Here is a 12229-nt window from a genome sequence, read left to right as displayed (position 1 = left end):
ACAAACCCGACTAAACACAAGACCTAGCGCATACGTTTATGATTATCAATTTATTTTAGATAATGTTTAAAAAATAATTAGATAATCCATGACGATTCATTGACTACACTGATTGGTGTTGCCAGTGCTTACGGCAAGCTACAGAAATAAGGTGTTGTTTTTTTTAGGGTTATTATTGTTGTTAACAAGTAGAGAGATAAAGGAATTAAACATGACTAAATTGACTATTGTTGCAAATATTGTTGCGAACGAAGATAAAGTTGAACTGGTTAAAGCAGAGCTATTGAAGCTGATTGATATCACGCGTGCTGAAGAAGGCTGCATTAACTACGACCTTCATCAAGACAACGAAAACCCAGCACATTTTATGTTTTACGAGAACTGGGTATCTCGTGAGCTATGGCAAGCACACATGGGTAATACTCACCTTGCAGAATACATGGCAGCGACGGAAGGGTGTGTTGCAAGTTTCACGCTAAATGAAATGACGCAAATCGCTTAACTTTACATTAGATGGGTATCAGCCATTTATTACGAACCAAAATCAAGTGAATCCCACTAAGGTACATGAAATGAAAAACGTAAAATCACTTTTAGCCATTGCGGTAGCAACCCTCTTTAATACCGCTCAAGCAGCAGAGATCGAAGTCGTCGCTGAGCTTGACGGCACCCGCCCTGGGAACATCACTGTGACTGAACAAGGCCGCACATTCCTTTCAATGCAGCCTCTTGATGGTCCAAAATATCGCGTTGTTGAACTGATGAAAGATGGTTCAACTCAGCCTTTCCCAAGCGAAGATTGGGCGGATGGTCCAGAGACTGGTAAGGTTGGTCTATCGTCAGTCATTGGTATTGATAGTACCGAAGATGGTGTGGTTTGGATTCTCGACATGGGCAGTGCTGACGCTTCAGCGCAGATTGTGGCTTGGGATACAGTAAACAACAAGCTATTTAAACGCATCGAGATAAGCAAAGATGTTACTGTCGGCAACTCTTTCCTACAGGATTTCGCTTTAGATACCAAACGTAACCAGATGTACATTGCAGATACCAGCCTTGGTAACTTGTTCGGTGACCCAGCACCTGCGTTTGTTGTTGTGGATTTAGAGACGGGGGAATCTCGCCGCGTTCTTGAATCTTACAAGGCGCTACTATCACCAGAGCATGATGTGGTGATTGATGGTTCACTGATGGGGGCAAAGCGTGAAGATGGTAGCTCTGATGCGCTTTACCTTGGACTGAACCCAGTAACGATTGATGCTGCAAACGAGTGGGTATATTTCGGCACGGTGAATGGCAGTGCGATTTACCGACTACCAGCGGGTGCGCTTGCAAACGAGAAGCTGACAGATAAAGAGCTTGCTCAATCTATCGAGTTCTACAATGAAAAACGCCCAAGTGACGGCATGATCATTGCCGATAACGGTAATATCTATGTCGGCGATGTTGAGAAAAACGCTGTGAGCATTGTAACGAGTGAGAGCTTCAAGACGTTTGCACAAGATGACAAATTGCTGTCATGGGCAGATGGCTTCTCAATTCAGGGTGGTTACCTCTACGTGACGCAAAATTCTCTGCATCTAAATCCAGCCCTTAATGAAGGCGAAGAAGGTGCGAGCAAACCGTTCCATGTGTTACGCATCAAACTAGATTAAGACGACAATAGATAGACTCGTCAATATAAAGCGTATGTATTTTATCAATGCATGCGCTTTTTTATTAAGTGTAAATCGGTGTCTATCAATTTATTTTTGATAATAAATCAAACATTAGGCTGTTTTTGATTGCTCTAGTGCCTTGTATTATCAATCTATCAGCAACGATAAGAGCGGAAGAACAATGAATAAAAAAATCACAATGGGTGTAACAGATTTATCATTTCATCGCACGACAGCTTCATTGGTTAGCAATGTATTGAAAAGTATGGGCTTCGAAGTTGAGCGAATCTTTTCCCCTCATCAGGAAAATTTTGAAAAACTGAAAACGGGTGAAATCGATATGCTTTCTTCTGCTTGGTTGCCATCGAGCCATGGTATCTATAAGTCGGATGTTGAAAAAGTTGAGCCATTAATCGAGCTTGGACTTCATTATGAACCTTACGCATTGTGGGGGGTACCGGATTACGTACCCGAAGAGATAGTCGCTGAAGTGGCGGATTTATTGAAGCCTGAAGTCGTCGAGCAAATGAGACCTAAAATTCAAGGTATTAATCCAGGAGCTGGGATCACTCGCTTCTCTATCCAGATGATGGAAGAGTACGGTTTAAGTAAAGCTGGCTATGAGTTTTTTACCGGCAGTGAAGACGACTGTTTTAGTGCTTTTGAAGATGCCGTCGCAAATAAAGAGTGGGTCATTGTGCCGTTATGGAAACCGCAATTTCTTCACTATCGTTATGATATTCGCGAGCTGAAAGAGCCGAAAGGGCTGCTTGGAATTGTAGACCGAGCTGTACTGTTACTGAGAGAGGATAAGAGAAATCTATTTACTGATGAGCAGCTCAAAACCTTAGATTCATTACGTTTCTCTAACGATATTATTGCCGAGCTTGATTATAAAGTGTGCCGTGAGGGTAAACCGCAAGATGAAGTGACGTATGAATGGTTAGTTGCACAAGGTGTTATTTAGCTAGGTTAACAGATAAGAATTTCAGCACTACCCGGTCGAGCAGTGTTATTGTCAAAAATAAATTGAATGTAATTAAAAGATTGGGCGGTTTATCTAGGGTAAAAAATCTCTATGATGAAGGTGTCCAATCAAAGGAGAAACAACATGTCAGCACCAACAACAATGAAAGCAATTGGTTTTACTCAATCACTAGCCATTACAGAGCAAGACAGCTTGTTCGAGTTTGAAACAAGCCTGCCAGAGTTAAAAGATAATGACCTGCTTGTAAAAGTAAGTGCGACCTCGATTAACCCAGCAGATGCAAAAATCCGTATCCGCAACGCACAAGATAAAACCCTAGAGCAACCAAAAGTATTGGGCTATGACGCGGTGGGTGAAGTGGTTGCTAAAGGCGACAATGTTTCAGGCTTCGAGATTGGTGACCGTGTTTATTACGCAGGTGATGTGACTCGTATGGGCGCAAATGCTGAGTACCAAGCGGTTGATTACCGAATTACAGCTCACGCACCAAAAAGCCTTTCTGACGAATCAGCAGCCGTTATGCCTCTCGCTACATTGACAGGTTGGGAAGCCTTGTTTGATCGCCTACGCGTTCGTCCAGAAGAGAAGAAATCTATTCTGATCATTGGTGGCGCAGGTGGTGTTGGTTCGATTACGGTTCAACTGGCGAAACAGCTTACTAACCTAACAGTGATTGCGACTGCTTCAAGACCAGAGACCGAGCAGTGGGTAAGAGATATGGGCGCTGACCATGTTGTGAATCACCGCAATCTAGTGGAGTCGGTACGTGAGCAGGGCATTCAGCATGTTGACTACATCTTCAACGTTGCAGATACCAAAGGTCACTGGGATGCAATGGTTGAGCTGATTGCTCCGCAAGGCATGATCAGCTCAATTGTAGAATTTGATGGTGGTGTTGACCTATCAAAACTACAAGGCAAATCAGCTGGCTTTATCTGGGAGCTGATGTTTACTCGCTCGCTGTTTAACACTGACGATATCCAGAAGCAGCAAGATATCCTGTTCCAAGCGGCAAACTTGATTGATGCTGGCCGCATTAAATCAACACTCACTACAACATTAAATGGCTTTGGTGTTGAGACGTTAAAAGACGCACACCAACGTATCGAAAGCAGCGCGTCAATTGGCAAAACTGCAATTAAATACTAACTCAGACTTATAAAAACGGGATTTTTGATGAAACTGTATATCTACGAGCATTGTCCATTTTGTGCCCGTGTTGTTTATGTTGCTAATGCACTGAAGCTTAACGTTGAATACCAAGTTGTAGATTATGCTGATGCGCAAACTCTGATTGATTTAATCGGTCAAAAAATGGTGCCAGTTTTGGAGAAAACGGATGGCAGCGTGATGGCGGAAAGCATGGATATCATTGCTTACTTTATCGAGCAAGCTGGTATTGATGCGGTAGCCGCACCATCAGAAGAGACGTTGGCATTTCAGCGTGAGGCATTCCCTTTGATTCAAAGAATTGGCTACCCTCGCTGGACGAAACTGAATCTAAAAGAGTTCGCGACTGAAGCAAGTGTTACTGCATGGCAAGCGAAGAAAGAGACAGAAGAGCTGAACTTTGTTCGCCTGTTAGAAAGCACAGAGCAAATTGTTGCAGATGTAAACGCACAGTTGCTTAACGCTGAAGCGTTGATCCAACCGAATGCGGGTAAATCACCACTGCCTCTGGTTGATCAGGCTATCTACTTCTCGCTACTGCGCGGCTTCTTTGTTGAGCCCACCGTTACTTGGCCGCAAGAGCTTAAGTTATGGCTGGAAACAAACAGTAATGAGCTAGGTGCTAGTATACTAACTGTCTAGACTGGTTGGACGAAAGCGTATTAATTAGGCCCGAGTTATCAAGATGGTAGCTCGTTTTTTTTATTAATATAACCAGTCAAACTTAAAAACAGTAAAACCTGTGATTTCTTTTTACTCATTACTATTCCTCTTCCCCTAGAAGTAACCTCAAGGCAGGTTGGAAATCTTTACGACGTGATTTTCCATACCTGTAGTTATTCATTTATTTCTAATTTAGCAAAATCCCAAACACGAAAATGTCCAGAAGTTTTATTGATACACGCGCCGACTAATCAGGCACGCGTATTTATGGAGTTCAGCAAACAATGAGCAAGCTAAGATTAAAGTGTCGTTAGTTTGGGTGTCTAGTTGGTAATATCGACGTCTATGCTTCCCAGATAGGTACCGGTGAGCTGCACCTTATCTCCAGCTTGCAAGTAACTTTTGTTATCAAAGCTTTCTTCGATGTATTGCTCCAAAATATAGTCTACCGGACCAGAATCTAAGAATGAAAAGGTTACGATCCACTTGATGGATTTCGATATTCTATAACCCCACCCAGGGGTGTTGTAAACGACACCCGCCGGCGTACCTGTCACTAGATTTTGGTTTGGATTAATCCCTTGTTGGTCGAATAACGTGACGCCTTGACCTTGATATCGCCAGATAGGCTGTTCTCCCTTTTCTAGAATCATCTCAATAAGAGATTTGGGGTCACGAATCATTTCGGAAGCAGCGGTTTGTTGGCGCTGCTCACCATTGACATAGGTGGTTAGCAACACGCTTTTTAAGAAGGAGTTCCAATCTTTGGGAACCACAATGTAAGGTCCGGTTGGGAAGCGTGATTGTCCACTTTTCGCATCACTAAATCCATGACCTGATGTAACGTTGTCGACATCAATCTTCCGCAACAGCTCCGCTCTGTCAGTAAAGTCACCACATACAAATAGCCCCGCATAACCATCGCTTTGTTCAGGGCTATTTATAGGTTTAATCCACCTCATACACAGCTCTACCTCGTAATCCAGAAGCACATCCTTTTGGTAGCGGATCTTGGTGTGGTTTGGTGTTGGCTTGGAAAACTTAGGAAATAGGAAGACTTCGTCAATATCTGCTTCTTCACCATGCTCTAAGTAGTTAGTGCCTGCTGCGATATGCTCAGATCCTTGCCCACCTGCTGCGAGTAGTTGTTTGTAGTCTAGGGATGTGACTGGGAGGTCGTAATGTACGTCAGACAAAGTGCTATAGCCGTATCGGTCGATAAAGCTTAGTGCTTCGCTCGGGTAATAGTCAAAATGGTCACTTAGATTGATCGCTTTTACACTTTTTCCCGTAGATTCAGTGACTAAATACGTATGGGTTTGACCTGATGGGTTGAGTACTTGTGCGAGTGTAAGGGCAACGTCAGAGGGCGCGATTTCCGTCGAATGAGCATAATTGATTGACGACAAAGCGAATAGTGCTGTGAAACTGATTAGTTTTGGTGATACTTTCATTTTAACTCTCCGTTTGGTTGATGTGATCACAGTACGCTTGCCAATGTCACAATTACGTCACCAATCTTCGCGCTAATACAGTAGTCATTGAAAAGGAAATTACATGAGAATACTTGTCGCAGAAGACAACCACGCAACCGCAGCTAATTTAGGTGATTATTTAGAGCTCTTTGGTCACGATATTGACTTTGCTTATAATGGGCAGGCCGCCATTCAATTGTTGGATGAGTCGCGCTTTGATCTAATAATATTGGATATTATGATGCCAGTAATGAACGGTTTAACGGCTTGCAGTGCTATTCGTGCGGGTCGTCACGCTGATATACCAATTATCTTTTTGACCGCGAGGGATACGCTTGAGGATAAATTAGCAGGCTTCAAAGCCGGCGCGGATGACTATTTGGTGAAGCCGTTTGAGCTACAAGAGCTTTACGCTAGAGTTGAAGCACTCGAGGCGAGAAATCAACGCCGCTTAAGCCCAGAGTTTCGATATGGTGGTTTGGTTTATGATGTCGGTACCGATACTGTCACGGCTAATGATGAAAAAATTGCTTTAGACCCAACTCAAAAACGTATCGTTTGTTTACTCATAAAAAAAGCCCCAAAACTCGTCGGTAATCAAGACATTGCGTATGAAATCTGGAAAGGCGATGAGCCCGAAGAAACGAGCGCATTACGCACTCAAATATACCGTCTGAGAAAGGCATTGCCAGAAGGGGTGCTGGTTACAGAACGTGGCCAAGGATATCGACTTAATGCTGTTTAATGTGAAAAACTCATTTATACAATGGTACTTTGGTCACTTTAGGCATCAAGTCTTTACCGTGATGTCGGCTTTGATGTTACTCGTGGTCATTGCGATCGGAGTGATTGCGTGGGCGGCTACCGAAATTGCCGCCGACAGTTTTATTAACCAACGCGTAAAGTTGCTACAACAGCAATGGATACAAACATCGTTAGTGACCGGAGACTGGACTAGCCCGGAAGATAATTTCCTTGCTGTATACCAATTTGAAGACGATAACAAACCGAGTTTTCTTGAAGGTATAACAAACATAGGGATAGAAGAATTTGAGCTCAGCGATGCTCATACGGTGACTTTTATGTCACCGTTCCAACAAAAGTGGCTTCACTTTGTCTATTTCCCTGAACTGGATCCCCACATGGTCGATTATGGCGAAGGAGTGATGGCTTATGTTGGGTACATGATGGTCGTTGTGTTTGTTTTGGGACTGGTTGCTGCCCACTTACTGTCAGGTTATTTTAGCGGTCCAATTGACCTTTTGGTCCATCAAATTCAACACCCGTCTGACAACGTTAATGATAGTGCCATTTCGTCGCGTAAAGATGAAATTGGGGCACTGTATCGGACTTATCACCAATCCTATTCTAGGATTCAATCCTTTTTGAAGCGAGAGCAACAGTTTACTCGCTTTGCCAGCCATGAATTACGAACGCCGGTTAATGTGATTCTAGGGGCGACCGATCTGCTACAAATCGCAGAAGTTAATGATAAAAAACGGCAAATAATCAGCCGTGTTCAAGTCGCAAATAAAGAGATGGATAACTTGATCAATACCTTTTTGTTACTCGGTCGGGAAGAAAAGGGGATTCAGCCTAAAAAGTCATTACAGGCAGTCATTAATGAAACGATCGAGCAGCATCACTTTTTGCTTTCTGGTCGAAGTATCCAACTAGACCAAGTTTTGCTGTCGGATGTTGAAATAGAAAGTTATTTTGCAAAGGTCATTATCGCGAATCTTATCCGTAATGCGATGAGTTACACCGATAGCTATATATTCATCCAGTTAAAAGGACGACGACTTGTGATTGGAAATGATGTTAGGGAACACGATGGGCAAGGCTTTGGTCATGGAGATGAAATCATTTCAGCTGTCTGTAAGAGTGCCAACTGGCGCTATCATTTGTCGGTGACATCTCACAAAGCGAAGGCTGTGATTTATTTCTAAATAAGTTAATCAGTGAGTTGTGACTTTGTTGTGACACAAGCCTAAGTAGAGTCTGGCTATCTAAGCACATAAGGATAGTACGATGATTCACTCAAACTTGTTAGTTCACCCAGTTTTATTTACGCCTTCGTTGAGTTCTAAACAGAGAAACAAGGCGACCAAGTTATTCTCACTAAAAGGTTACCTTAAGCTGTTGGCGGTTGGATGCGTGTTGGCTAGTTCTGCAGTGTATGCAGAGGAACAAAACACAACTGGCTTTCATGGTAGTGTCAGTCTTTTTACGGGGGTCGATGGTACTAACTCGGTGATGGATACCGATTCTGAAGCTAAAATCACTGATTATTCGAGTTCTCAAGACCGGCAGAGTGAAGCTATTGTTATTCCTTTTTGGGATCTTAACTATCGTTTTGATGATTCAAATGAAGTGTATTTTAAAACTGATATTGTTGGAATGGCGAGCGACTTTTACACACAAGCTGGATATCGTCATTATTTGACTGACGGCTCAAATATAGCGATTGGTGTGGTCCCGGGATTGTTGGAGAAAGAAGTCTGGAAAAACCCTTATCAATTGAAATCAGATAGAACGACAACAAACGCTGCTGTGAAAGGTCTTGTTTTAAATTATGACCGAGTTTTGGGTTCAGATTGGTCTCTTGAACTTGCTCGCGGGAAGTATTTGCTAGACCAAGAAGACAGTTTAGCAGCGCTCTCTAGAAATTCGAACCTTAGCTATGTTGAACTAAATTACATGACTGACTTAAATGAGTCGTGGGGAATCGAGTGGTTGATCAATTACCTAGATGTTGATGCTTCAGGTTCGGCATTAAAGAGCCAGCGTATTAGTACAGAAGCTGAGTTTCAACTAAGAAACGGGCGACATATTACAATGCTAGCGGGCAGCGTTGGACTTCAAAAATTTGACGACATAAACCCTCTCTGGAAGCGAACTCGGGAAGATACGAAGCTCGGTGTGTCAGCGACATACATATATGCGATGCCATTTGATTGGAAGAATACACTTTTCATTGCGAGAGGTGGGTGGGACATCACTGACGCTAACATTGATTTTTATGACCATGATGAATACTTGGTTACTTTAGGAATGCAATATCAATTCTGAAAAGCCACGTATTGAAAGTGGGTAAATGGCACTGATGCTTCTTCAGTTTCATTTACCTCTTTTTATGATTTTGATAGAGAAGATTACTCGCCGTGTTTTGACACTTCCATAGCGAATCTAGAGTGATTCTAACTTATTGGCTATCCCGATCTCAGGACGATCTTTGAAAATTTTGTCTGTACCTATAGATGAGCAACCTATTGTATTTGATGGGTGAGTTTGGCCACTAGGTTGGAGGTTTTGTTGTAATAGAAGTAATCCGTTAAATGCTAATGTAGCAAAATCACTGACACGCTTCTGTCCAGAGGCTTCATAGGTTTGAAGTTTTACTCGTGGCACTTTTCTCAAATAGTGCCACCTAGCTCAGAACTGCCCCATTTTAAGTTACGTGAAGCGTCTGCTTGACCTACTTTTTGTTATGAGCGAAAGTGGCGGAAGATGCCTGTTATTTTTTTCTAACTTGTTGTTGATATGAAAACTAGTTTAAGTATTCGCACTTACACAAAGCACTTTAGTAGCCATGTTCACGATAGCTATCATCAACTGGTACTGCCTATTCAAGGCAATATTCATATTGATATGAATGGTTTCTTGGGTAAGGTGAGTGTCGGTGAGTGCGTGGTGATCCCAAAAGGAATAGCACATGGATTTACTGCTGATGAAGCCGCACGATTCATTGTAGCTGATTATGATCAACTTCCTTCACATTTGATCAGTGAGGAGTTAGCCGTTTTTTCAACCTCTCCCCCTTTGTTGAGCTTTCTTCATTTTGTTGAAAAGCAACTTGAATATCAGGTGGATAATCAAATTGAAGCCTCTATAGTCAATATTTTTACTTTATTGCTGGGACAGCAAGAGTTGTCTCGAACGAGCGATCCACGAATTCGTGCAGTGCAGAACATGATCAGCAAACGGCTAGCCGAGCCTCTAACTATTCAATCGCTTGCTAAGGCTATATATCTTAGTCCAACCCAGTTCAAGAAGCTTTTTAAAGAAAACATAGGAATGAGTGTGTTCAAATACATCACTGAGCAACGTATGGAAAAGGCTAAGGCACTGCTGACCCATACTGACTTACCTGTGCAGTTAATAGCTGAACGAGTAGGATACAGTGACCTTTCAGCTTTTAGTCGACGTTTTTCCACCTACTATGGAATGTCACCAAGAGCGTTCGCTCGTTCTTGAGTTGGTCTATTTAAGCAACTATTGCGTCCTTTTAGCAAATACATGATGTGATTAATCGCCTAAGATTTCTGCCTTGTTATCAGTTCCTCGGTAGATATATTTATGTTGTACAATCGCTATACTTCCTATCAGCTCGGCATTTTCTCGATACTGTTTGCTTCAATCTTATGGGGCACTACTGGCACAGTCGCTAGTTTAGCTCCAGATATCAGTTCTCTGGCAATAGGTGCTTTTTCAATGGGGGTTGGTGGGCTTTTTCAAGTCGCACTGTCTCGCAAGCAACTTCGACATGATTTCAAAAAGATTCTGAATCATAAGAGGAAATTGGCGATTAGTGCAATTGCTTTAGCTGCTTATCCATTAGCATTTTATTCCTCCATGAGGCTGGCTGGTGTCGCAATTGGTACCGTGATTTCTATTGCTACAGCACCGTTTTTTGCGGTTTTACTTGAGTGTCTATTTAGCAAAGGTAAAAACATCACGAAAAAATGGTTGCTAAGCTTCTCTGTCGGAATTGCAGGCATCATGTTGTTAGTTTTCTCAGAGTCATATGCAACCGATACAGTCAGTAACTTAAGACTGATTGGCATCTTGTTGGGTCTTATGGCGGGTTTATTTTATGCCGTCTATTCATGGGTTGCTAAAACACTCATTGAACAGGGTGTCGAATCCCAATCGGCTTTAGGCTGTATTTTTGGTTTTGGTTCATTAATTTTGCTCCCAACACTTTTGGTCACTGGCGAAAACCTTTTTGCATCAACAACCAATATTCTGGTAGTTGGCTATATGGCTTTGATTCCAATGGGTTTAGGTTATATTGCTTATGGATTTGGCCTAAGGTTTGTGACCGCAAGCAGTGCAAGTTTGATTACGCTTTTTGAGCCTGTTGTAGCAGCAGCTTTAGCTGTGGTGGTGGTTGGCGAGTCGATACCGCTGCTTGGTTGGAGTGGTATCGGTTTAATCCTCATTTGTTTGTTGATTCAAGTAAAAGACAGGTAGCCACCCACGAACAAACACTCATGGATACTATCATGCTTAATTGTTTACTATGTTAAGCACTAGACTGACTACTAAAGTGGTTGATGGCTCGATATCGAGCCGCACCACGAAATTAGACACCTTACCAAGCGATTTTCCAATACCTAGAATTATTCGCATGTTATTAAATTAGCAAAGTCGCTAACTCAGAAATGTCCATTTCCTTCCAACTACAATCGTGATGACCAAATTAAAAAGGAGGTCATCATGGTAGTTTTCAACAAAACGAAACGAAGTGGCGTCAAAAAGCCTTTTCGGCTTGAGGAAGTTTGGCGGATCAGAACCAGATTAGAAATTGAAAATAATTTGATGCAGCTTGCGTTGCTCAACTTAGCTATTGATAGCAAACTTAGAGCAAGTGACTTGCTCGTTCTCAGAGTTTGCGATGTATCTTCGCAAGATAGGATATTTAAACGCGTTAAGCATATCCAGCGCAAAACAGATATTGAAGTTCAATTTGAGATAACGACAAGAACTCAACAGAGTCTAATGAAATGGATTTTGATGGCTTCGCTACATGACAGCAATTTTATTTTCCCAAGCCAAAGGCGAAAGCAACAACCGATTAGCTATTCGTACTATCGATACTTAGTGAGGAGATGGGCTTCTAATCTGGGGTTGGATCCTAACTTGTATGGCACTCACTCGATGAGGCGAACAAAAGCGACGTTAGTCTACGCAAAAACGAAAAATATCCGAGCGGTGCAGCTACTACTTGGTCATACCAAGGTAGATAATACAATCCGCTATCTTGGGGTTGAATTAGAAGATGCATTGTTGCTTTCAGAAGGTACTGAGTGTTAATCGAAAAGGAACCTAAATACTTAGGTGTTTCAATTGCTATTACGCTGAAAGTTGTTACCCATTCACCGCTACACTTGATTATTTTCAATACGTTAAGTGCAAATACTACTAATCTGTCCAAGGTTTAGAGGACCTTGAACAGATTAGGTATACACGAGCTTAAATTAAACGTTGGA

Annotated in this window: 12 protein-coding genes; 11 read left to right on the top strand and 1 reads right to left on the bottom strand. The window is 42.3% G+C overall.

The window, feature by feature from the left end; all coding sequences use genetic code 11:
• Positions 1 to 211 precede the first annotated feature (211 nt).
• The 5 genes from AB4161_RS00455 to grxB all read left to right on the top strand — a co-directional run bounded on the left by AB4161_RS00455 (position 212) and on the right by grxB (position 4458).
• Positions 212 to 502: a putative quinol monooxygenase gene (locus AB4161_RS00455; protein ID WP_102281769.1), complete on the top strand. Its 291-nt coding sequence runs from the start codon at positions 212 to 214 to the stop codon at positions 500 to 502.
• Positions 503 to 572: 70 nt separating this feature from the next.
• Positions 573 to 1655 (top strand): L-dopachrome tautomerase-related protein, encoded by a 1083-nt coding sequence (locus tag AB4161_RS00450; RefSeq protein ID WP_102393957.1) that lies wholly within the window; start codon positions 573 to 575, stop codon positions 1653 to 1655.
• 202 nt (positions 1656 to 1857) lie between these two features.
• Entirely contained in the window at positions 1858 to 2625 is a 768-nt protein-coding gene (locus AB4161_RS00445; RefSeq protein ID WP_102394014.1) for a glycine betaine ABC transporter substrate-binding protein, read from the top strand.
• Positions 2626 to 2769: 144 nt separating this feature from the next.
• Positions 2770 to 3795: a zinc-binding alcohol dehydrogenase family protein gene (locus AB4161_RS00440; protein ID WP_102393956.1), complete on the top strand. Its 1026-nt coding sequence runs from the start codon at positions 2770 to 2772 to the stop codon at positions 3793 to 3795.
• Positions 3796 to 3822: 27 nt separating this feature from the next.
• On the top strand, positions 3823 to 4458 hold the full coding sequence (gene grxB, locus AB4161_RS00435; RefSeq protein WP_102393955.1) for a glutaredoxin 2: 636 nt from the start codon (positions 3823 to 3825) through the stop codon (positions 4456 to 4458).
• 344 nt (positions 4459 to 4802) lie between these two features.
• On the opposite strand, the gene AB4161_RS00430 is transcribed toward grxB, so the two are convergent.
• Positions 4803 to 5933 (bottom strand): fumarylacetoacetate hydrolase family protein, encoded by a 1131-nt coding sequence (locus AB4161_RS00430; protein WP_102319968.1) that lies wholly within the window; start codon positions 5931 to 5933, stop codon positions 4803 to 4805.
• Positions 5934 to 6036: 103 nt separating this feature from the next.
• On the opposite strand from AB4161_RS00430, the gene AB4161_RS00425 reads away from it, so the two are divergent.
• The 6 genes from AB4161_RS00425 (at position 6037) to AB4161_RS00400 (ending at position 12053) form a co-directional block, all read left to right on the top strand.
• The gene (locus AB4161_RS00425) at positions 6037 to 6699 is read left to right on the top strand and encodes a response regulator transcription factor (protein WP_102319967.1); all 663 of its coding nucleotides are present in this window, start codon (positions 6037 to 6039) and stop codon (positions 6697 to 6699) included.
• On the top strand, positions 6668 to 7903 hold the full coding sequence (locus AB4161_RS00420) for a HAMP domain-containing sensor histidine kinase (RefSeq protein WP_240800853.1): 1236 nt from the start codon (positions 6668 to 6670) through the stop codon (positions 7901 to 7903). Before AB4161_RS00425 ends, AB4161_RS00420 begins: the two co-directional genes overlap by 32 nt.
• Positions 7904 to 7985: 82 nt before the next feature.
• Positions 7986 to 9026 (top strand): DUF2860 family protein, encoded by a 1041-nt coding sequence (locus AB4161_RS00415; RefSeq protein WP_102319965.1) that lies wholly within the window; start codon positions 7986 to 7988, stop codon positions 9024 to 9026.
• A 471-nt stretch (positions 9027 to 9497) separates the two neighbouring features.
• A complete protein-coding gene (locus AB4161_RS00410; protein ID WP_102319964.1) occupies positions 9498 to 10211 on the top strand; it encodes an AraC family transcriptional regulator in 714 nt (237 codons plus the stop codon).
• 96 nt (positions 10212 to 10307) lie between these two features.
• On the top strand, positions 10308 to 11210 hold the full coding sequence (locus tag AB4161_RS00405; protein WP_372010926.1) for a DMT family transporter: 903 nt from the start codon (positions 10308 to 10310) through the stop codon (positions 11208 to 11210).
• A gap of 246 nt (positions 11211 to 11456) precedes the next feature.
• A complete protein-coding gene (locus AB4161_RS00400; protein WP_016790227.1) occupies positions 11457 to 12053 on the top strand; it encodes a tyrosine-type recombinase/integrase in 597 nt (198 codons plus the stop codon).
• Positions 12054 to 12229: the final 176 nt, after the last annotated feature.

This window comes from Vibrio sp. 10N.286.51.E5, from assembly GCF_041469125.1.
Classification (GTDB): Bacteria; Pseudomonadota; Gammaproteobacteria; order Enterobacterales; family Vibrionaceae; genus Vibrio; species Vibrio crassostreae_C.
This window is presented reverse-complemented; position numbering and strand designations above follow the sequence as displayed.

What these genes read in the sequence shown, in the direction of transcription:
- AB4161_RS00455 (WP_102281769.1), top strand. Translation starts at nt 212, where the DNA reads ATGACTAAATTGACTATTGTTGCAAATATTGTTGCGAACGAAGATAAA.
- AB4161_RS00450 (WP_102393957.1), top strand. Translation starts at nt 573, where the DNA reads ATGAAAAACGTAAAATCACTTTTAGCCATTGCGGTAGCAACCCTCTTT.
- AB4161_RS00445 (WP_102394014.1), top strand. Translation starts at nt 1,858, where the DNA reads ATGGGTGTAACAGATTTATCATTTCATCGCACGACAGCTTCATTGGTT.
- AB4161_RS00440 (WP_102393956.1), top strand. Translation starts at nt 2,770, where the DNA reads ATGTCAGCACCAACAACAATGAAAGCAATTGGTTTTACTCAATCACTA.
- grxB (WP_102393955.1), top strand. Translation starts at nt 3,823, where the DNA reads ATGAAACTGTATATCTACGAGCATTGTCCATTTTGTGCCCGTGTTGTT.
- AB4161_RS00430 (WP_102319968.1), bottom strand. Translation starts at nt 5,933, where the DNA reads ATGAAAGTATCACCAAAACTAATCAGTTTCACAGCACTATTCGCTTTG.
- AB4161_RS00425 (WP_102319967.1), top strand. Translation starts at nt 6,037, where the DNA reads ATGAGAATACTTGTCGCAGAAGACAACCACGCAACCGCAGCTAATTTA.
- AB4161_RS00415 (WP_102319965.1), top strand. Translation starts at nt 7,986, where the DNA reads ATGATTCACTCAAACTTGTTAGTTCACCCAGTTTTATTTACGCCTTCG.
- AB4161_RS00410 (WP_102319964.1), top strand. Translation starts at nt 9,498, where the DNA reads ATGAAAACTAGTTTAAGTATTCGCACTTACACAAAGCACTTTAGTAGC.
- AB4161_RS00400 (WP_016790227.1), top strand. Translation starts at nt 11,457, where the DNA reads ATGGTAGTTTTCAACAAAACGAAACGAAGTGGCGTCAAAAAGCCTTTT.